The 19,881-nt window shown below is 72.0% G+C and carries 21 protein-coding genes; 11 read left to right on the top strand and 10 right to left on the bottom strand.

All coding sequences use genetic code 11. From position 1 onward, the window contains the following. The 4 genes from VFH10_RS09540 to VFH10_RS09555 all read left to right on the top strand — a co-directional run. Nucleotides 1-951: DnaJ C-terminal domain-containing protein (locus VFH10_RS09540; protein ID WP_325127887.1), on the top strand; the 951-nt coding region annotated here is incomplete at its 5' end. Further along, on the top strand, nt 948-1,379 hold the full coding sequence (locus VFH10_RS09545) for a heat shock protein transcriptional repressor HspR (RefSeq protein ID WP_325127888.1): 432 nt from the start codon (nt 948-950) through the stop codon (nt 1,377-1,379). The genes VFH10_RS09540 and VFH10_RS09545, both read left to right, overlap by 4 nt. Nucleotides 1,380-1,457: 78 nt before the next feature. Beyond that, nucleotides 1,458-4,049 (top strand): ATP-dependent chaperone ClpB, encoded by a 2,592-nt coding sequence (gene clpB / locus VFH10_RS09550; protein WP_325127889.1) that lies wholly within the window; start codon nt 1,458-1,460, stop codon nt 4,047-4,049. A gap of 42 nt (nt 4,050-4,091) precedes the next feature. Continuing rightward, entirely contained in the window at nt 4,092-5,321 is a 1,230-nt protein-coding gene (locus VFH10_RS09555) for a hypothetical protein (RefSeq protein ID WP_325127890.1), read from the top strand. Between the two features lie 21 nt (nt 5,322-5,342). Here VFH10_RS09555 and VFH10_RS09560 read toward each other — a convergent pair whose 3' ends face one another. Then, nucleotides 5,343-6,518, bottom strand: coding sequence for a pyridoxal phosphate-dependent aminotransferase (locus VFH10_RS09560; protein ID WP_325127892.1), 1,176 nt, complete (start codon nt 6,516-6,518; stop codon nt 5,343-5,345). A gap of 40 nt (nt 6,519-6,558) precedes the next feature. Between VFH10_RS09560 and VFH10_RS09565 the strand changes: the two genes are divergently transcribed. Together VFH10_RS09565 and pyrE are read left to right on the top strand one after the other, a co-directional pair. Next, nucleotides 6,559-7,257 carry a class E sortase gene (locus VFH10_RS09565; RefSeq protein WP_325127894.1) on the top strand — a complete coding sequence of 233 codons (699 nt, stop codon included), beginning with the start codon at nt 6,559-6,561 and terminating at the stop codon, nt 7,255-7,257. 10 nt (nt 7,258-7,267) lie between these two features. Continuing rightward, nucleotides 7,268-7,798 (top strand): orotate phosphoribosyltransferase, encoded by a 531-nt coding sequence (gene pyrE / locus VFH10_RS09570; protein ID WP_325127896.1) that lies wholly within the window; start codon nt 7,268-7,270, stop codon nt 7,796-7,798. Between the two features lie 125 nt (nt 7,799-7,923). Here the strand turns inward: pyrE and VFH10_RS09575 are convergent, their stop codons facing one another. The 3 genes from VFH10_RS09575 to VFH10_RS09585 form a co-directional block, all read right to left on the bottom strand. Continuing rightward, entirely contained in the window at nt 7,924-8,580 is a 657-nt protein-coding gene (locus VFH10_RS09575) for a DedA family protein (RefSeq protein WP_325127898.1), read from the bottom strand. Nucleotides 8,581-8,717: 137 nt separating this feature from the next. Continuing rightward, nucleotides 8,718-9,821 (bottom strand): FUSC family protein, encoded by a 1,104-nt coding sequence (locus tag VFH10_RS09580; protein WP_325127900.1) that lies wholly within the window; start codon nt 9,819-9,821, stop codon nt 8,718-8,720. A gap of 48 nt (nt 9,822-9,869) precedes the next feature. Next, nucleotides 9,870-10,544 (bottom strand): DedA family protein, encoded by a 675-nt coding sequence (locus VFH10_RS09585; protein WP_325127902.1) that lies wholly within the window; start codon nt 10,542-10,544, stop codon nt 9,870-9,872. Nucleotides 10,545-10,645: 101 nt separating this feature from the next. Here VFH10_RS09585 and VFH10_RS09590 point away from each other — a divergent pair, with 101 nt between their 5' ends. Continuing rightward, complete coding sequence (locus VFH10_RS09590) at nt 10,646-11,302, top strand: TrmH family RNA methyltransferase (protein ID WP_325128054.1); 657 nt, start codon at nt 10,646-10,648, stop codon at nt 11,300-11,302. Between the two features lie 68 nt (nt 11,303-11,370). Here VFH10_RS09590 and VFH10_RS09595 read toward each other — a convergent pair whose 3' ends face one another. The 4 genes from VFH10_RS09595 to VFH10_RS09610 form a co-directional block, all read right to left on the bottom strand. Then, nucleotides 11,371-11,796, bottom strand: a complete 426-nt coding sequence (locus tag VFH10_RS09595) for a hypothetical protein (protein WP_325127903.1) — start codon at nt 11,794-11,796, stop codon at nt 11,371-11,373. Then, entirely contained in the window at nt 11,796-12,131 is a 336-nt protein-coding gene (locus tag VFH10_RS09600; protein ID WP_325127905.1) for a PadR family transcriptional regulator, read from the bottom strand. Before VFH10_RS09600 ends, VFH10_RS09595 begins: the two co-directional genes overlap by 1 nt. Before the next feature lie 70 nt (nt 12,132-12,201). Continuing rightward, a complete protein-coding gene (locus tag VFH10_RS09605; RefSeq protein WP_325127907.1) occupies nt 12,202-12,654 on the bottom strand; it encodes a PTS glucose transporter subunit IIA in 453 nt (150 codons plus the stop codon). Nucleotides 12,655-12,697: 43 nt separating this feature from the next. Continuing rightward, complete coding sequence (locus tag VFH10_RS09610) at nt 12,698-12,928, bottom strand: PTS glucose/sucrose transporter subunit IIB (RefSeq protein ID WP_325127909.1); 231 nt, start codon at nt 12,926-12,928, stop codon at nt 12,698-12,700. Between the two features lie 70 nt (nt 12,929-12,998). Between VFH10_RS09610 and VFH10_RS09615 the strand changes: the two genes are divergently transcribed. After that, the gene (locus VFH10_RS09615) at nt 12,999-14,294 is read left to right on the top strand and encodes a PTS transporter subunit EIIC (protein WP_325127911.1); all 1,296 of its coding nucleotides are present in this window, start codon (nt 12,999-13,001) and stop codon (nt 14,292-14,294) included. Between the two features lie 76 nt (nt 14,295-14,370). Next, nucleotides 14,371-15,405, top strand: coding sequence for a class II fructose-bisphosphate aldolase (fbaA, locus tag VFH10_RS09620; RefSeq protein WP_325127914.1), 1,035 nt, complete (start codon nt 14,371-14,373; stop codon nt 15,403-15,405). A 66-nt stretch (nt 15,406-15,471) separates the two neighbouring features. Here the strand turns inward: fbaA and VFH10_RS09625 are convergent, their stop codons facing one another. Then, nucleotides 15,472-17,205 carry a glycoside hydrolase family 13 protein gene (locus tag VFH10_RS09625; RefSeq protein ID WP_414689859.1) on the bottom strand — a complete coding sequence of 578 codons (1,734 nt, stop codon included), beginning with the start codon at nt 17,203-17,205 and terminating at the stop codon, nt 15,472-15,474. An 81-nt stretch (nt 17,206-17,286) separates the two neighbouring features. Here VFH10_RS09625 and VFH10_RS09630 point away from each other — a divergent pair, with 81 nt between their 5' ends. After that, the gene (locus tag VFH10_RS09630; protein WP_325127918.1) at nt 17,287-17,709 is read left to right on the top strand and encodes a DUF3151 domain-containing protein; all 423 of its coding nucleotides are present in this window, start codon (nt 17,287-17,289) and stop codon (nt 17,707-17,709) included. Nucleotides 17,710-17,929: 220 nt separating this feature from the next. Further along, the gene (locus VFH10_RS09635; protein WP_325127920.1) at nt 17,930-18,922 is read left to right on the top strand and encodes a LuxR C-terminal-related transcriptional regulator; all 993 of its coding nucleotides are present in this window, start codon (nt 17,930-17,932) and stop codon (nt 18,920-18,922) included. 8 nt (nt 18,923-18,930) lie between these two features. Here VFH10_RS09635 and VFH10_RS09640 read toward each other — a convergent pair whose 3' ends face one another. After that, nucleotides 18,931-19,836 carry a diacylglycerol/lipid kinase family protein gene (locus VFH10_RS09640; protein WP_325127922.1) on the bottom strand — a complete coding sequence of 302 codons (906 nt, stop codon included), beginning with the start codon at nt 19,834-19,836 and terminating at the stop codon, nt 18,931-18,933. Between the last annotated feature and the right edge of the window lie 45 nt (nt 19,837-19,881).

Raw genomic sequence — 19,881 nt, forward strand, 5'->3', positions numbered from 1 at the left:
GAGATGCGGTCCGCGTTCGCGGGCGGCTTCGGGCCGTTCACGAACACCGGCGGCGGACCCGGTGGCACGACCTTCGACGTCAACGACCTCTTCGGAGGTAGGGGCGGCGGGGGCGGCGGCTTCGGCGACCTCTTCGGGACCATGTTCGGCGGCGGGGGCGGCGGGACGCGCACCACCCGCACCCAGGCCCGCCGGGGCGCCGACATCGAGACCGAGGCGACCATCGGGTTCGCCGAGGCGGTCGACGGCGTCACGGTCTCGCTCCGGCTCAGCTCCGACGCACCGTGCCCGGACTGCTCCGGCACCGGCGCCAGGTCGGGCACCGTGCCGCGGGTCTGTCCCGAGTGCGAGGGCGTCGGCATGCGGGCCGCATCGGTCGGCGGCGCGTTCACGATGAACGAGACCTGCCCGGCCTGCGGCGGCCGCGGCCTCGTGGTCGACGACCCGTGCCCGACCTGCCACGGATCCGGCCGCGGCTTGTCCAACCGCACCATCTCGGCGCGGATCCCGGCCGGCGTCAAGGACGGCCAGAAGATCCGGCTGCGCGGCAAGGGCGCGAGCGGCGAGCGCGGCGGCCCGGCGGGCGACCTCTACGTCACCGTCCACGTCACGCCGCACCCGCTCTTCGGGCGGCGCGGTGACAACCTGACGCTGACCGTCCCGGTCGCGTTCCACGAGGCCGCCCTCGGAGCGGACATCAAGGTGCCGACCCTCGACGGCGCCCCGGTCACCGTGAAGATCCCGCCGGGCACGCCGAACGGCCGCACGTTCCGCGTGCGCGGCAAGGGCGCGCCGCGCAAGGACGGCCATCGCGGCGACCTGCTCGTCACCGTCGACGTACAGGTGCCGGCTCACCTCGACGAGGCGGGCCGGGCCGCCGTCGAGGCCTACCGCGACGCGACCAGCGGCAGCGACCTGCGCAGCAAGCTCTTCGAGGGCGGTCCACGATGACTGCCCAGCGCTTCCAGGCGGCTGCCGGGCAGCCGGGCCCGGACGTCCCCGTCTACGTCATCAGCGTGGCCGCGGAGCTGACCGGTCTGCACCCGCAGACGCTGCGCAGCTACGACCGGCTCGGCCTGGTCCGTCCCGGGCGGACGCTGGGCGGCGGCCGCCGCTACTCCTGGCGCGACATCGAGGTGCTCCGCGAGGTCGCCCAGCTGACCGCGAGCGGCATCGGGCTCGAGGGAGTGCGCCGGATCCTCGATCTCGAGCACCAAGCCGAGGCGCTGCGCCAGCGCGTGGCCGAGCTCGAGCACGAGCTCGACGCCGCGCACCGAGCGCTGCGCGTCACCCGGACCGACCGCTCCGCACCCAACCTGCCCGCGGTCCGAACCGTCCCCGGCCAGTCCGTCACCGTCTGGCGCCGCAGCACCCGCTAGCCATGAACGATTCGTCTGCGGTCCGCCCGTGTGAATCACCCCATAGACCGCAGACGAATCGTTGTTGAAGGAGAACTCATGGACGCCTCGAAGTTCACCACCCGCAGCCAGGAAGCGATCAACACCGCGATCTCGACCGCCAACGCGGGCGGGCACCCTCAGGTGGAGGCCGTGCACCTGCTCGCTGCCCTGCTCTCGCAGCCCGACGGGATCGCCCGGCCGCTGTTCGAGGCGGCGGGCGTGCAGCCCACGGCGGTCGTCGCCGGTGTCGAGGCCGAGCTGAAGAAGCTCCCGGCCGCGTCGGGTGCCACGGTCGGCGCCCCGTCGTACTCCCGCGCGGCCCTGCAGATCCTCAGCACGGCGGGTGACATCGCGGCGGAGATGAAGGACGACTACATCTCCACCGAGCACCTGCTGATCGCCGCCGCCACCGTGGAGAGCCCGGTGCGCACCATGCTCGCCGAGGCCGGCGCGAGTGCCGAGGCGTTGCGCGGGGCACTGACCAGCGTGCGCGGGACGCAGCGAGTCACCACGCAGGATCCGGAGTCGACGTACCAGGCGCTGGAGAAGTACGCCGTCGACCTGACCGCAGCCGCCAAGGAGGGCAAGCTCGACCCGGTGATTGGCCGCGACGCCGAGATCCGCCGGGTCATCCAGGTGCTGTCGCGGCGCACCAAGAACAACCCCGTACTGATCGGCGAGCCCGGCGTCGGCAAGACCGCGGTCGTCGAAGGGCTCGCCCAGCGGGTCGTCGACGGCGATGTGCCCGACTCGCTCAAGAACCGTCGGGTGCTCTCGCTCGACTTGGCCGCGATGGTCGCCGGCGCGAAGTACCGCGGCGAGTTCGAGGAGCGGCTCAAGGCGGTGCTCGAGGAGATCAAGGCCGCCGAGGGCCAGGTGATCACGTTCATCGACGAGCTGCACACCGTCGTGGGCGCCGGCGCGGGCGGCGACTCGGCCATGGACGCCGGCAACATGCTCAAGCCGATGCTCGCCCGCGGTGAGCTCCGGATGATCGGCGCCACCACGCTCGACGAGTACCGCGAGCGGATCGAGAAGGACCCCGCCCTGGAGCGTCGCTTCCAGCAGGTGTTCGTGGGCGAGCCGTCGGTGGAGGACACCGTCGCGATCCTGCGCGGCCTGCAGGAGAAGTACGAAGCACACCACGGGGTGAAGATCACCGACCAGGCGCTGGTGGCGGCGGCGATGCTCTCCGACCGCTACATCTCCGGCCGGCAGCTGCCCGACAAGGCGATCGACCTGGTCGACGAGGCGGCCTCGCGGCTGCGAATGGAGATCGAGTCCTCGCCGGAGGAGATCGACCAGCTCCGCCGGGTCGTGAACCGGATGCGGATGGAGGAGCTCGCCCTCGACCGGGAGACCGACGAGGCCTCCCGCGAACGCCTGGGCAGGCTGCGCGCCGACCTCGCCGACCGCGAGGAGGAGCTGCGCGGGCTGGAGGCCCGGTGGGACCGCGAGAAGGCCGCCCTCGAGGGGTCCGGCGAGCTGCGCAAGCAGATCGACCAGCTGCGCTCGGAGGCGGAGCGGTTCCAGCGCGACGGTGAACTGGCCAAGGCCAGCGAGATCCTCTACGGACGGATCCCGGCTCTTGAGAAGCAGCTCGAGGCGGCCGCCGAGGCCGAGCAGGCCGTCGCCGGTGAGGAGCCGATGGTCCGTGAGGAGGTCGGTGCGGAAGAGATCGCCGACGTCGTCGAGGCCTGGACCGGCATCCCGACCGGCCGGCTGCTCGAGGGCGAGACCGCCAAGCTGCTCCGGATGGAGGAGGTCATCGGCGAGCGGCTGATCGGCCAGAAGCCGGCCGTCGCCGCGGTGTCCGACGCGGTACGCCGCTCGCGGGCCGGCATCTCCGACCCCGACCGTCCGACCGGCACCTTCCTGTTCCTCGGCCCGACCGGCGTCGGCAAGACCGAGCTCGCCAAGTCGCTCGCAGACTTCCTTTTCGACGACGAGCGGGCGATCATCCGCATCGACATGAGCGAGTACTCCGAGAAGCACAGCGTCGCCCGGCTGGTCGGTGCGCCTCCCGGCTACGTCGGCTACGAGGAGGGCGGCCAGCTCACCGAGGCGGTGCGCCGCCGGCCCTACAGCGTGGTGCTGCTCGACGAGGTCGAGAAGGCGCATCCCGAGGTCTTCGACATCCTGCTGCAGGTGCTCGACGACGGCCGGCTCACCGACGGGCAGGGCCGCACCGTCGACTTCCGCAACACGGTGCTGATCCTGACGTCCAACCTGGGCTCCATGTACCTCGTCGACCCCACCCTCGACGACGAGCAGAAGCGCGAGTCGGTGATGGGCGTCGTGCGACAGTCGTTCAAGCCGGAGTTCCTCAACCGGCTCGACGAGGTGGTCATGTTCGACGCGCTGACCCGCGACGAGCTCTCGCACATCGTGGATCTCCAGGTGGCCGAGCTCGGCCGCCGGCTGGCCGTGCGGCGGATCACCGTCGACGTCACCAAGGAGGCGCACGAGTGGCTGTCGCGCACCGGCTACGACCCGGCGTACGGCGCCCGTCCGCTACGTCGCCTGGTGCAGACCGCCATCGGCGACCCGCTCGCCCGCATGCTGCTCGCCGGCGAGGTGAAGGACGGCTCGTCCGTGACCGTGGATGTGTCGGAGGCCGGCGACTCGCTCACGCTCACGCCCGCGTGACCGCGGCGTCGCCCGGTTGGGCGTGCATGGTGCAATTGCCGCATGAGTGAGTCGACGACGCTGCCGCGTCCGCGTCAGGTGACGACCGCGGCGATCATCGGCGGGATCGGGAGCCTGCTGCTCGTCGTCTCGCTCTTCGACCTGATGAGCGGGCTGCACAGCATCGAGGCGCGCGAGCAGATCGCCGACAATCTCGCCTCGCCCGCCTACGAGGGGCTCGGCGTCGACGCGGCGTTCGTCACCGAGGCGCTGCGCACCCTGCTGCTCGTCACCGGCGCGCTCGCCGCAGCCGGGGTCGTGCTCGCGTTCTTCGTGTTCCAGCGGCACCGCGGCGCCCGCCTCGGCTTCGGCATCGCGGCCGCGCTGCTCTTCGTGAGCACCTTCGTGCTCGCCGACTGGATCCCGGGGGTGCCGTTCGGGATCACGGTGGTGATGGCGTTCGCGGCCTCGCTGCTCTGGAGCCCGCCGGTGCGGGACTGGTACGCCGGTCGCGCACCCGCACCCGCCCGCGAGGACACCACCCGGTCCGCCCGCCCCGGGCCGACCACCGCCGCCTGGGCCCCGCCGACGACGCAGTCCCAGCCGCCAGAGGGACAGCCCTCGCGCCCCGAGGACCCCGCCGACGCCCCGCCCCGACCGCCTGCCGACGAGCATGCGCAGCCCGCGCCGGCGGCGTACCCCTACGGCGGGCAGCGGCCCGCCGGCACACCCTCCTCCTGGGCGCCTCCGCCGTCCGGAGCCCGACCGGTCGACCCGCACCGCCGCCCCGGCCAGGTGACCGCGGCGGTCGTGCTCACCTGGATCGTGACCCCGGTCGTGGCGTTCGCGTTCTTCCTGGTCGTGATGATGCTCATGGTCGCCCGCGACACCCTGCTGGAGGCGATCCGGGAGGCCCCCGAGCTGGAGTCGTCGGGCTTCACGACCGGGGAGCTGATGGCCGCGCTGTGGGCGGCCAGCGCGATCCTGCTGTTCTGGTGCCTGGTGGCGTGCGTGCTGGCCTTCCTGGCTTTCCGTCGGCAGGGCTGGGCGCGCGGCGTGCTGGTCGGGTCGGCCGTGATGGCCACGCTGGTCTCGCTGGTCGCGTTCCCGCTCGGCCTCCTGGTGGCGCTGCCGGCGGCCGCGTCAGCCGGACTGCTGCTCAGCGGTCCGGCGCGGGCCTGGTACGCCGCGCCGCCCGGCTCGACCGCGGGCCCGCGTCCGCCGTCGTCGTACCCGCAGCAGCCGATGCCGCCGCCCCCGCCGCCGAGGCAGGGCAAGCCGCCGGTCTGGTGAGCGCCGAGCCCGTCGAGACCCTCAGGCGTGCAGGTCGGCCGAGGTGAGCCGGCGGATCCCCTCCTCGATGACGGCCGCCTCCTTGCAGAACGCCCACCGCACCATGTGCCGGCCCTCGTCCTGGTCGTCGTAGAACGCCTGCGACGGGATCGCGACCACCCCGGCCCGCTCCGGGAGCGCCAGGCAGAACGCCTTGGCGTCGGGGTAGCCGTAACGGCGCACGTCGGTCGAGACGAAGTAGGTCGCCTCCGGCACGAAGACGTCCAGGTCGAGACGGGAGAGCCCGTCGCAGAGCAGGTCGCGCTTGGCCTGGAGGTCCTTGGCCAGCAGGTCGTAGAAGCCGGCCTCCTGGTCGAGCGCGTGCGCGATCGCGGGCTGCAGCGGCGCGGCGTTGCTGAAGGTGAGCCACTGCTTCGCGGAGTACACGGTCGCCACCAGGTCGGCCGGACCGGTCGCCCAGCCGACCTTCCAGCCGGTGAACGAGAACGTCTTGCCGGCACTGGAGATAGACACGGTGCGGTCCCACATGCCGGGCAGCGTGCAGATCGGCACGTGCTCGCGGCCGTCGTAGCGCAGGTGCTCGTAGACCTCGTCGGTCACCACCAACGTGTCGTGCTCGACGGCCAGCCGCGCCACCTCCGTGAGCTCGTCGCGGGTGAGCACGGCGCCGGTCGGGTTGTGTGGCGAGTTCAGCAGGATCAGCTTGGTGCGGTCGGTGACGGCGGCGCGGAGTTCGTCGAGGTCGATGCGGAAGCCCGGCGCGCGCAGGGTGACGGGTCGTCGTACGCCGCCGGCCATCTCGATGCACGCGACGTAGGAGTCGTAGAACGGCTCGAGGACCACCACCTCGTCGCCGGGGTCCACGAGCGCCAGCAGGGCGGCCGCGATCGCCTCGGTGGCGCCGGCGGTGACGACCACCTGCGTGTCGGGGTCCAGGTCGATGCCGTAGTGCCGGGCCTGGTGGGCGGCGACCGCCGCCCGCAGCTCCGGCACGCCGGGGCCAGGGGCGTACTGGTTGCGGCCTGCCCGCAGCGCCTCGACCGCCGCCTCGACCACCGCCGGCGGCCCGTCCACGTCGGGGAACCCCTGGCCGAGGTTGAGCGCACCGGTCCGGACGGCCAGAGCGGACATCTCCGCGAAGATCGTCGGCGGCACGTTCTGCAGGCGGCGGGCGGTCCGGGGGCTGGGTGTGGCCATCTGCCCAATCTAGACACCGCCGGTGAGGGATGATCGGGGGATGGGTGGGCAGCCGCGCGGGCGGCGCCGGGTGACGTTCTGGCTGGGGACCGGTCTGGTCGCGGCCGGGTTGGCGCTGCTCGGGTACGTCGGCTGGCAGTTCTTCGGCACCAACATCGTCTCCGAGCGCCGGCAGCGCGAGACCGTCGCGGAGCTGCAGCGGCAGTGGCGCGAGCCCGCGACCGTCGTGGAGGGCGACGACAGGTCCGGTGCGCGCGCGGAGCCGGCCGCCGTACCTCTGGGCCGGGCGTCCGCGCTGGTCCGGATCCCGCGGTTCGGTGACGACTACGTGATGCCGGTGCTCGAGGGGGTCGGCGACGACGTACTCGCACGCGGGTTCGGCCACTTCGAGGACTCGGCGGCCGCGGGCGGCCGCGGCAACTACGCGCTGGCGGCGCACCGGGTCACGCACGGCGAGCCGTTGCGCGACATGCCGTCGCTGCGTCCCGGTGACGAGGTCCTGGTGGAGACCCGCGACACCGTCTACACCTACGTGCTCGACACCGACCCGTTCGTGGTGACCTTCCGGGATGTCTGGGTGGTGGCCAAGGAGCCCGAGAACCCCGACCTGGCCGGGGTGAACCCCATCGACGACCCGCGGCTGCTCACGCTCACCACCTGTGCCGAGATCTTCCACACCGACGACCGGATGATCGCGTTCGGCCACCTCGTCTCCGCGGAGGACAAGCCGCCTGCATAGGGTGAGGCCCGTGACCGAGAACAGCCTGGCTCGCGACATCGACTCCACCTGCCGGCTCACCGGCGACTTCCTGCTGCGTTCCGGGCAGCGGGCCACCGAGTACTTCGACAAGTACCTCTTCGAGGCCGACCCCGCGCTACTCGCCCGGGTGGTCGAGGACATGGCTCGGCTGGTGCCGGAGGGCACCGAGGTCCTCGGCGGTCTCGAGCTCGGCGGCGTGCCGATCGCGACCGTGCTGAGCCAGCGCACCGGGCTGCCGAGCGTGTTCGTGCGCAAGAAGGCCAAGGAGTACGGCACCTGCAAGCTCGCCGAGGGCACCGACGTCCGCGGCCGGCGGGTGACCTTGGTCGAGGACGTGATCACGACCGGCGGGGCGGTGCGGGACGCGACCCGTGAGCTCCGCGCCGCCGGGGCCACCGTCGAGGTGGTCCTCTGCGCGATCGACCGCTCGCCGGAGGGTGAGAACCCGCTGGCCGACCTCGGGCTGGTGGTTCGCTCGGTGCTCACGAAGGCCGAGCTGGACGCGGTGTCGGTCGGCTGACGTTTGGGGGGGTGGGGCGGGGGCCAATTACCACGGGACCGTGGTAATCCACCGCTCCCCGCGGGGAGTTCGCCCCGGGAAGGGGACGTTTACCACGGGACCGTGGTAATCCACCCGCCCCGAGCTCAGTCCTCGGTGAGCTCGCCGAGCTTGCGGGCAGCGCGCTCACGCAGCATCTCGATCGCGATCGGTACGACGGCGATCGCCACGAACGCCAGGACCATCACCTCGACGTTGTCGCGGACGAAGGGGATCGAGCCGAGGTAGTAGCCGAGCGCGGTGACGCCGGCGGCCCACGCCAGCCCCCCGATGGCGGAGTAGATGATGAACTTCCGGAAGCTCATCGTCCCGACGCCCGCCATCACCGTGATGAACGTGCGCACCACCGGCACGAAGCGGGCCAAGACGATCGCACGGCTGCCGTACCGATCGAAGAAGTCGCGTGTCTTCTCGACGTACTCCTTCTTGAACAGCCGCGAGCCCTCCCGCCCGAACACGCTCGGCCCGAACTTGTCGCCGATGACGTACCCGCACACGTTGCCGAGCATCGACGCCGCGAACAGCACCAGGCAGCACAGCCACAGCGGGTACGACACCTTGTCCTGCGCGACGAGCAGCCCGACGGTGAAGAGCAGCGAGTCGCCCGGCAGGAAGAACCCGATCAGCAGCCCGCACTCCGCGAACACGATCGCGGCGGCTCCCCACAGTGCGTAGTCGCCGAACCGGTCCAGCATCGTCGCCGGGTCGAGCCAGTCGATGCCGAGCAGGAGGGGTGCGATCACCGCAGGAGCCTAGTGGGCGGCGAGCTTCACCCGGGGGCGGGTGGGCGCCGGCCGATTACCACGGTCCCGTGGTGATCTCCCCCTTCCCGGGGCGAGCTCCCCACGAGAAGCGGGAGATTCACTGGGGACCGTGGTAATCAGCCACTCGGCGGCGGCAGCGCATCCGTCGACTCGATCACGCCCATCCCGGTGATCCGGAGCAGGTCGGCGACGATCGAGCGGGCCTGGGCCAGGATCACCTCCGACGACAGATCGTGCGTGCGCTCCACCTGCGCGGTGGTCAAGGCGACGGCGACCAGGGCGGGCTGGGCGGCTGACGGCATCCGGTCGTTCTCCAGCTCCTCGGCGACCCGGTCGGCGGCGTCCGCCAGCTCGCCGCACAGCACCGTCAGCCCGCGCGGCACCGGTTCGCCTCGGTGCGCCGCGACGGCCGCTCGGCGTACGACGACGCGGGTGTTGCGCAGCGCCAGGTCCAGGGGCTCGACGAGCTCGGCCATCCGGCGCAGCGGCTCCCGGTGCCGCAGCCGGAACGGCGACGACGCGACCACGGACAGCCCCTCGTCCGAGGCGTCCTGCAGCTCGCGGATCAGCACGTCGGTCGCGCGGGCGTCCGACAGCAGCTCGAGCGCGGGCTCGACCTCCCCGTCGCGCATCACCTCGGACGCGCCGCGGAGCAGCTCCGCGATCTTCCGTACGACGACGGCCGCCTGCAGGCGGGGACGGCGCAACGGCGCCCGCGGCACCGCCGTCGCGGCCACCACCGCCACCGCGCCGCCGATCAGGGCGTCGGTCCATCGGGTCAGCGCCGCGTTCGGGTCCGGCAGCAACGTGGTGACCACGATCGACTGCACCGCCGCCTGGGTCACGAACAGCCGGCTGGCGTCCAGCAGGAACGCGACCGACATCGAGGCGGCGACCACCACCGCAAGCTGCCAGGCGCCGGAGCCGAACTGCACCACGAACAGGTCCGCGACGAAGACGCCGATCGCCACCCCGAGGGTGACCTCGACGACCCGGCGCAGCCGCTGCCCGTAGGAGGTGCCGAGGCAGAGCACCGCGGCGATCGGCGCGAAGAACGGGATGTCGTGCCCGAGCAGGTCCGCGGCGACGAACCATGCGACCCCGGCCGCGACGGCACACTGCCCGATGTGCCAGGCGTTGGTGCGCAGCCGGTGCATCCGCTGCTCGACCGACGTACGGCCGCGCTGCAGCGCTCGGTCCAGGGTCTGCTGGGCGTCCACGGGCTCAGGCTGCCAGACCGGCCCGGCGCACCGGCACGGCCGGGCCGGTCAGGCGTCGGTGTCCGCGGTGGCGGCCTTCCGGTGCCGCCAGAACTCCACCGCCATCGGCAGCACGGAGACGAACACGATCACCAGCACCGCGGCCTCGATGTTGTGCTGGAGGAACTCGATGCCGCCGAGGAAGTAGCCGAGCAGGGTCAGACCGGTCGCCCAGAGCACCGCCCCGACGAACGACCAGACGAAGAAGTGCCGGCGGTCCATCTTGCCGATCCCGGCGACCACGGTGATGAAGGTGCGCACGATGGGCACGAAGCGGCCGAGCACCAGGGCCCGGGCGCCGTACTTCTCGAAGAACTCGTGGGTCTGGTCGAAGTACTTCTTCTTGATGAACCGGCCCGTGTGCTCCTGCAGCGGCTCGCCGATGGCGCGGCCGATCTCGTAGCCGACCACGTTGCCCAGGAACGCCGCGAGGCTGAGGATCACGCACGCGGTGACGATGCCGATGTCGATGCCCGCCTCGCCGGCCTGCGAGCGGTGCACGAACAGGCCGACGCTGAACAGCAGCGAGTCGCCCGGCAGGATCGGGAACAGCAGCCCGCACTCGATGAACACGATCGCCACGCTGACCCAGAACATCTGGTCCCCGAACCGGTCGAGCAGCCACTCGGGGTCCATCCAGTCGATCCCGAGCAGCATCGGGACGGCCAGCAGCGTGTCGATCACCCGTGAACCCTAACCGCACCACGCCGGGCGCCTGGTTCGCCTCCTACGATCTCCGGGTGGACGACGTGCAGCCCGAGCAGCCCCGCGCGCCGTACGACCCGATGCCGCACGGCCCACCCGAGGTGGGCGTCGGTCCGTGGCCCGGTCCGTGGCCCGAGGGCGAGCAGTACGACGCCCGGCTGCTCGCCGAGGGCGACCGGCGCAACGTCGTGGACCGCTACCGGTACTGGACGATGGAGGCCATCGTCGCGGACCTCGACCGACGCCGGCACGGGTTCCACGTCGCGATCGAGAACTGGCAGCACGACTTCAACATCGGCACCATCGTGCGCACCGCCAACGCGTTCCTCGCCGCGGAGGTGCACATCATCGGCAACCGGCGGTGGAACCGACGCGGCGCGATGGTCACCGACCGCTACCAGCACGTGCGGCACCATCCGTCCGTCTCCGAGCTCGCCGACGACCTGCACGCGCGCGGCGTGACATTGCTCGGCATCGACAACCTGCCCGGTTCGGAGCCGATCGAGACGCTCGCCCTGCCGCGCGACGTCTGCCTGCTGTTCGGCCAGGAGGGCCCGGGCCTGTCCGAGGCGGCCCGCCTGGCGTGCGACGGGACGTTCTCGATCACCCAGTTCGGGTCGACCCGGTCGATCAACGCCTCGGCGGCGGCCGCGATCGCGATGCACACCTGGATCCGCCAGCACGCCGACCTGGACGGCGAGCACTCCTGGCTCGGGGGCCCCGGGGCGACGTCCTGAGGGCCGAGGAAGCCCTGGTCGAGGGTATTGAGCGTCGCCGAGCCGTGGGTGTGAAGCCTCCCCCTCGGTCAGCCACCCCCACCCATCTGGACGGGCGCGGCCCAGTCGCCAGGCCCCGAACCCTGGCTGGGGTGGTCCTTTCCGCAGCGGAGGCAGCGCCGGTAGCGGGCGCCGTCCTCGGTGGTCTCGGTGTGCCACTGGTGGTGGACGTGGAGGCGGCAGAGCAGCGGGGTGCGGGGCACGGCATCGTGGATCATGGTGTTCTCCTCGGTTAGGGCACGGCGCAGGGCCCAGGCGCGCGACAGGATGCCGACCGAGAAGCGGAGCTGGGAGGCGGACCTTTCGATGAAGCTGAGTTCTGCCAGGAACTCCTGTCGATAGCGGGTGCGGGACGACCCGCGTGGGAGGACCAGCGTGGCGGTGACCACTGCGCACCGCGCCGCGATCGCGGGCCGGTTGGCCGCGTCTGGTGTGGTCGTGCCAGGGGTGTTCATCACTGGCCGGGGAGCGGGTGTGGTGCCAGGCCGGCCCGCCGTGGACGGGAGGCGCGCAGCAGGGCGGCCGGTGCGCGGTTCGCGCCGGCGGCGGTGAGCCGGTAGTAGCGCCTGGCGGGGCGGCCGGCCTGGCTCGGGTCGACGTCCTCCCAACGAGACTCCACCCAGCCCACGCCCTCCAGCCGGGCGAGGATCGGGTGCACTGTGCCGCTGGGCAAACCGGCAGCGGAGCCGATCTGCCCGCCGTACAGCTCGACCTCCGCATCCGCGAGGAGCACCTGCAGCACGAGCTGGGTGGGGATCGTCATGCGGGGTCCCCGCTCGCCGTCGAACATGCATGTACTCTACCTAGGGGCTAGGTAGAGTACAACCATGACTTTGGGCCGGTGCTGTGGTCGAGCCGGGTCAGCAGTCGATCTCGAACAGCGGGCCGGCGGCTGTGACCTCGGTGCCGGGGGCGCCGAGCGCACGCGCCTCGAACGGACAGTCGAGTACGACGACGGCGCAGATCGACGAGTGCCCGGCGGCCTCGACGTACTCGGGGTCCCAGGTGACCACCTCGTCGCCGGCGCTGACCCGGTCCTGCTCCTCGAGCAGGGCGGTGAAGCCGTCGCCGTTGAGGTGCACGGTGTCCATCCCGAGGTGTACCAGCACCCCCGGGCCGCGGTCGCTGACCACCACGAAGGCATGCGGGTGCAGCTTCGCGAGCACGCCGTCGATCGGGGCGACGGCGGTCTGGGTGCCGGCCTTGGGACGGATGGCTGCACCGGGGCCGACCAGGCCGGCGGCGAACACGGGGTCGGGGAGGTCGCTGACATCCTCACGTAGGCCCGCGACCGGGGAGAGCACCTCGACCATCACCGCTCGCCCCGCCGGGCCGCCGCAGCCAGGTGCGTGCGCATCAGAGCAGCGCTTCGATCTGGGACGCGATCGTGTCGGCGTCCGGGCCGACCACGACCTGCACGACCGAGCCGGCCCGCATGATCCCGTGCGCCCCGGCGTCCTGGAGCGCGGTCTCGTCGACCAGCGCGGTGTCGGCAAGGGCGGTGCGGAGGCGCGTGATGCAGGCCTCGATCTCGACGATGTTGGTGCTGCCGCCCAGGCCGGCGACGATCTGCTCGGCTTGGCTCATGGGTGCATTGAACCACCCGGCAAACGGGTACACGTGCGGGGAGCCCGGTCTCGATCTCGGGAGGAGGACGATGGACGCCGACAGCCGGGCGGGTGCCGAAGCCCGCCCGTCGACGCCCCCTGCCGAGACCGCCCACCGGATCGGGCTCGGGGCCTTGCAGCGACTCGGTCGCAGCCTGATGCTCCCGATCGCCGCGCTTCCGGTCGCCGCGATCCTGCTCCGCCTGGGCCAGCCCGACATGCTGGGCGCGGGCGACTCCGGGCTCGCGCTGGCGTCCCGGTGGCCGTCCCTCGAGCCGGTCGCCGACGTCCTCGCGGCGGCGGGTGGCACGTTGTTCAGCCACCTGGGGCTGCTCTTCGCCGTGGGCGTCGCGGTCGGGTTCGCCCGCAAGTCCGACGGCTCGACCGCCCTGGCCGCCGTGGTGGGCTACCTCGTGTTCGACGAGGTGACCACCGCCATGTCGCCGTACGTCCTCGAACCAGCCACCGGCACGTCCTCGCAGGTCATCGACTACGGCGTCTTCGGCGGCATCCTCATCGGCATCGTCTCGGCCCTGCTGTGGCAGCGCTTCTACCGGATCAAGCTGCCGACCTACCTTGCCTTCTTCGGCGGCCGCCGGTTCGTCCCGATCATCACCGCCAACGCCGCGCTGCTCCTCGGGGTGGCGTTGTCGTTCGCCTACCCGGTCTTCGACCACGGCCTCACCGCGCTCGGCGAGTGGCTGGTCGGCAACGACATCATCGGCGCCTTCGTGTACGGCGTGGTCAACCGGCTGATGATCCCGTTCGGCCTGCACCACATCATCAACTCGGTGCCGTGGTTCGTCGTCGGCGAGTTCCAGACGCCGAGCGGCGAGGTGGTCCGCGGTGACATCGCCCGCTTCCTGAGCGGCGACCCGACCGCCGGGGCGTTCATGACCGGCTTCTTCCCGATCATGATGTTCGCGCTGCCGGCGGCGGCACTGGCGATCTACCACGAGGCGAGCCCCGGCCGCCGCAAGGTCATCGGCGGCGTGATGCTCTCGGGCGCACTGACCTCCTTCGTCACCGGCGTCACCGAACCGCTGGAGTTCGCCTTCATGTTCGTGGCCTGGCCGCTGTTCCTGATCCACGCGGTGCTGACCGGGACGTCGCTGGCGCTCGTGAACGCGCTCGGGATCAAGCACGGGTTCGCCTTCTCAGCCGGCGCCATCGACTACACCCTGAACTTCACCCCGGCCACGCAGCCGCTGCTGCTGGTGCCGATCGGGTTCGCCTACGCCGCCCTCTACTACGTGCTGTTCCGGGTGGTGATCCGGCGCTTCGACCTGGGCACGCCCGGTCGCGATCGCCACGAGCCGGAACGCGAGGGGCGGACCACCGACTGATCGCCTTGCTTCGTCGTACGACGTCGGCCGTAGGGTGTTGGCACCGGCCGACCCAAGCCCGACACAGGAGACGAACATGCCCATCGCCACTCCCGAGGTGTACGCGGAGATGCTCGACAAGGCGAAGCGCGAGTCCTTCGCCTACCCGGCCATCAACGTCAGCTCCTCGCAGACGCTCAACGCCGCCCTCAAGGGTTTCGCCGACGCCGGCAGTGACGGGATCATCCAGGTGTCCACCGGCGGTGCGGAGTACCTCTCCGGGCCGACCGTGAAGAACATGGTCACCGGGTCCGTGGCCTTCGCCAGCTTCGCCGCCGAGGTCGCGAAGAACTACCCGGTCAACATCGCACTGCACACCGACCACTGCCCCAAGGACAAGCTCGACGGCTTCGTCCGGCCGCTGCTCGACATCTCCGTCGAGCGGGTCAAGAACGGCCAGGAGCCGCTGTTCCAGTCGCACATGTGGGACGGCTCGGCCGTGCCGCTCGACGAGAACCTCGCGATCGCCCAGGAGCTGCTGGAGAAGGCCGACGCCGCCAACATCGTGCTGGAGATCGAGGTCGGCGTGGTCGGCGGCGAGGAGGACGGCGTCGTGGGCGGCTCCGGCGACAAGCTCTACAGCACCACCGACGACGCGCTGGCGACGGTCGCGGCGCTCGGCACCGGCGAGAAGGGCCGTTACATGACGGCACTGACCTTCGGCAACGTGCACGGCGTCTACAAGCCCGGCAACGTGAAGCTGCGGCCGGAGATCCTCAAGCAGGCCCAGGACGCCGTGGTCGAGAAGCTCGGCCTCGAGGCCGGCTCGAAGCCGTTCGACCTGGTCTTCCACGGCGGCTCCGGCTCGCTGGCGGAGGAGATCGCCGCCGCCGTCGACTACGGGGTGGTCAAGATGAACGTCGACACCGACACCCAGTACGCCTTCACCCGCCCCGTAGCCGGGCACATGTTCAGCAACTACGACGGCGTGCTGAAGGTCGACGGCGAGGTCGGCAGCAAGAAGGCCTACGACCCGCGGGCGTGGGGCAAGGCCGCCGAGGCGGGCATGGCCGCGCGCGTCGTGGAGGCCTGCGAGCACCTGCGGTCCACGGGAACATCCGTCTCTGCGTGACAGCCGCTCCCGTGCCACGGAGCCCGCGTGACCCCAGCCACAGCGGCATGAGATCCGCCTGGGGTCTCACTCGCCGAGCCGGGCCCACACCGTCACGTCGGTCGGCACCCGCCCGTCGAGCAAGACCTCGCTCGTCAGCAGCACCTCGGCACCATCCGGCAGCGCGACGGGGTCCGGCCCGAAGTTGGTGAGCACGAGGTAGGACCCGCTCGGCGTGCTCCGCACGAGCGCGAGCACGTCGGCGCCGTACGCCTCCGACACCGCCACCTCGCCGGTTCCCAGCCCCAGCTCCTTGCGCAGGGCGAGCAGCGACCGGTACAGCTCCAGGGTCGAGGCCGGGTCGCCTGCCTGGGCGTCGACGGCGTACCGCGCGAACGACGCCGGCTGCGGCAGCCAGCTCTTGCCGGTCTCGCTGAAGCCGTACGCCGGGGCGTCGGCACGCCACGGGATCGGGACCCGGCAGCCGTCGCGGCCGACCACCTCACCGCCGTGCCGGAACCAGGTCGGGTCCTGGCGGTGCTCGTCGGCGAGCATGCTGTGCTCGGGCAGGCCGAGCTCCTCGCCCTGGTAGAGGTACGCCGAACCAGGCAGCGCCAGCATCAGCGCCGACGCCGCGCGGGCCCGCCGCAGCCCGAGCTCGGCGTCCGGTTGCGGGTCGCGGGGCCCCAGCCCGCGGTGGTCGTGCTTGCCGGGTTTGGCCAGACCGAGCCGGCTGGCGTGCCGCACCACGTCGTGGTTGCTCAGCACCCACGTGGTCGGCGCCCCGACCAGGGCGTTGGCCTGCAGCGACGTCTCGATCGCCTCGCGGACATCGTCGGCCGCCCACAGCGAGCCCAGGTAGTGGAAGTTGAAGGCCTGGTGCATCTCGTCGGGGCGCACGTAGAGCGCGAGCCGCGAGGCGGGCTCGACCCAGGCCTCGGCGACCATCATCCGGTCCCCTGGCCGCCCGTACTCGTCGAGCACCTCCCGCCACTCGCGGTAGATCGCGTGCACGCCGTCCTGGTCCCACATCGGCGGCCGCTCGCCGTCGGAGTTCTCGCCCTCGAGCAGCTCCTGCTCGTGGTCCCAGTGGGGCAGGCCCTCTGCCTTGACCATCCCGTGCGCGACATCGACCCGGAAGCCGTCGATGCCGCGATCGAGCCAGAACCGCAGGACGTCGCGGAACTCCGCGTGCACCTCGTCGTTCTGCCAGTTCAGGTCGGGCTGCTTGACGTCGAACATGTGCAGGTACCACTGGCCGGGCGTCCCGTCCGGCTCGGTCACGCGGCTCCAGGCAGGGCCGCCGAAGACGCTGCGCCAGTCGTTCGGCGGCTCCGAGCCGTCGGTCCCGGTGCCGTCGCGGAACAGGTAGCGGTCCCGCTCGGGCGAGCCAGGGCCGGCGGCGAGCGCGGCCCGGAACCAGGCGTGCTCGTCGGAGGTGTGGTTGGGGACCAGGTCGGCGATCACCTTCAGGCCGAGAGCATGCGCCTCCGCGATCAGCGTCTCGGCGTCCCCCAGCGAGCCGAACAGCGGGTCGACGTCGCGGTAGTCCGCCACGTCGTACCCGCCGTCGGCCATCGGCGAGACGTAGTACGGCGAGATCCAGATCGCGTCCACGCCGAGGTCGGCGAGGTACGGCAGCCGGGCCGTGATGCCGGGCAGGTCGCCGACCCCGTCACCGTTCCCGTCGGCGAACGAGCGCGGGTAGACCTGGTAGACGACCGCGTGCTGCCACCAGCGCGCGGTCTCGTCGGCCGGCGCCGGGCTGCTCGGCAGCGGCGTGAGTGCTGGGGTCGAAGTCACCGGACCATGGTGAGTCATCGCGGCGGCGGCGCTCGCGGCACCCCGGTCGTTCCGGCGGCCGGCCAGTGGGGTGGTCGGCACCCCGGGCACAATGAGGCCATGACCTTCCAGGACCTGATGGCCGGCCCGCCCCCGACGCACCTCCCGGAGGACCCCGCCGCTGGGCTGCTCGACGGTTCCGTCGATCCGGCCGCCGTCGTGCGCGACCACCCGGAGTCGCCGCTGGCCTGGGCCACCCTCGCCGAGCGGGCGCTCGCGGACTCGGCGGTGGACGACGTGACGGCGTACGCCTACGCCCGGGTCGGCTACCACCGCAGCCTGGACCTGCTCCGCCGCAACGGCTGGAAGGGCCACGGGCCGGTGCCGTGGGAGCACGAGCCGAACCGCGGTTTCCTCCGCGCGCTGGCCGCCCTCTCCATCGCCGCCACCCGGATCGGGGAGACCCCCGAGGCCGAACGCTGCGCCGAGTTCCTGCGCGACTCCAGCCCCACCGGCTACGACAGGCTGCTCCCAGGCACCTGACCCCAGGCGGTTCGGATCGCGTCCACACGACATGGGGGCACAGGCGAAGCGCCGGAATCGTCCCCTGCTGCGATTCCGGCGCTTCGACTGGTTGTCGGGCCGACCCGGGGTTTCCCGAATCCCCCGATTTGGAAATCCCGGTCGGCCTCAGGGAGAAGATTGGCAGTCGCACGTCACGGTTTGCCTGTCCACTCGATGCCAATGGCACTAAACTGCCAGCGTGGCCGAGCAGGACGAGCATCCCTCACCCCTGTCGGTGCTCGGGTTGTCCGCTGCGGAGGAGTCGCTCTACCGCGCGCTGCTGCGCACCCCCAGGCTCACGGAGGAGAGCGCGGCCAGCGTGGTCGGCGCCGACCGGCGGTCCACCGCCGAGCTGGTCGACCGTCTCGTGGGGGCGGGACTGGTGCTGCGAGACGATGACGCGCTGGTCGCCGCGCCCCCGGAGCAGGCGCTCGAACGGCTCATCAACGACGAGCAGCAGCGGCTGCAGGCGGTGCGCGAACAGCTCACCGGCGTCCGCGGCCTGGTGCCCGCCCTCACGGCCGACTACCGGGCCACCCGCGGTCCTCTCGGCGAACCGGTCCAGGTCGAGTCGCTGCCGATCCGCGAGGCGCTGCCGGTGCTGCGCAGCCTGGCGGTCGAGACCGACGGCGACCTGCTCTGGATGCGCCACGACCAGTGGCGGCTGCCGGTCGGCCGCGCCGTCGACGAGTGGGTGCGCGACCAGCTGCGGCAGGGGCGGCGCTCGCGGGTGCTCTACCCCGCGCGCGTGCTGGAGGAGGCGCCGGAGGCGGTACGACGCCGCGCCGACCTCGGCGAGCACGTGCGCATCCTCGGCGAGCTGCCCGGCCGGCTCGCCGTGATCGGCACCGCCGCCGCGCTCCTCCCGCAACGCTTCGACGTCGCCGACGACGTGCTGCTCGTCCTCCGCCAGCAGTCGTTGGTCACCGCGATGACCCTGCTGTTCGACGCGCTGTGGGAGCGCGCCCTGATCGTGCCGGGCATCGGCGGTGACGGGGAGGCCGAGAGCGAGAGCGCCCGGCGGCTGATCCTCGACCAGATGGCCCGCGGCGCCAAGGACGAGCAGATCGCCCGCACACTCGGCCTCTCGCTGCGGACGGTGCGCCGCCGCGTAGCCGATCTCATGGACGAGCTCGAGGCGGGTTCCCGCTTCCAGGCCGGCGTCGAGGCGGTACGACGAGGGTGGCTCTGAGACGGGCGCTACACCGGCACGACGGGGTCGCGCGGCGGAAGCGGCATCGAGAACGCGCCCGGCTCGATGCGCCAGGTGCGGGTGCGCTCGGGGCCGGAGAGCTCGCCGTCGGCGCTGCACCAGAACGCCTGACCGGCCACCGAGACGGTCTTGCCGCGCACGTAGATCACGTCATCGCGCTCGGGGTGCCGGCCGAGCTTGAGCTGGAAGGCGTACCCGAACCGGGACAGCGGCCCCACCGCGAACGACACCATCACGTCCAGCTGGCCGTCACCGGTGTCGGCGTGCGGGGTCAGGTCCGTTCCGCCGCCGACGGTCGTGCCGTTGCCGATGGCCACCTGGACGACGTGCCGGTCCATGTCGGCGACCACCTCGCCGTCGACCTCGACCCGGAACCGGTAGAACGGCGGCCGGATCGACGCCTGCGCCGCGCCGACGACGTACCCCAGCCGGCCCAGCGCCTTCTTCCACGACCGGGCCTTGTGGCTGGCCTGCGCACCGACCCCGACATGCACGTTGTTGACGACCACCTCGCCGACGCAGTCGACGATGAGGTCGACCGGGCGGACCTCGCCGGTGACGATCAGCTCCGCGGCCGCGCGCGGGTCGAGCGGGATGTCGTTGCCGCGGGCGAAGTCGTTGCCGGTGCCGAGGGGGAGCAGGCCGACCACCGTGTCGGCCAGCTCGTTGCGACGGTGCAGGGCGGCCACCACTGCGTGCAGGCTGCCGTCCCCGCCGGCCACCACGACCCGACGGCCGCCGCGCCGGTGCAGGACGCCGTCGAGCTCCCCGGGGTTGCCGGTCGTGGCCACCTCGACGTCAGCGTCCCGGCGCAGCACGTCGAGGGCCTCATCGAGGCGCTCACGGTCGGCGCTCCCGGCTTCGGCGTTGGCGATCAGCAGCAGTGGATCCACGGACCGAGACAGTACCCCCGGGCCCCGGCGAGAAACCGAGGACCA

This window comes from Nocardioides sp. (assembly GCF_035697785.1).
Classification (GTDB): Bacteria; Actinomycetota; Actinomycetes; order Propionibacteriales; family Nocardioidaceae; genus Nocardioides_B.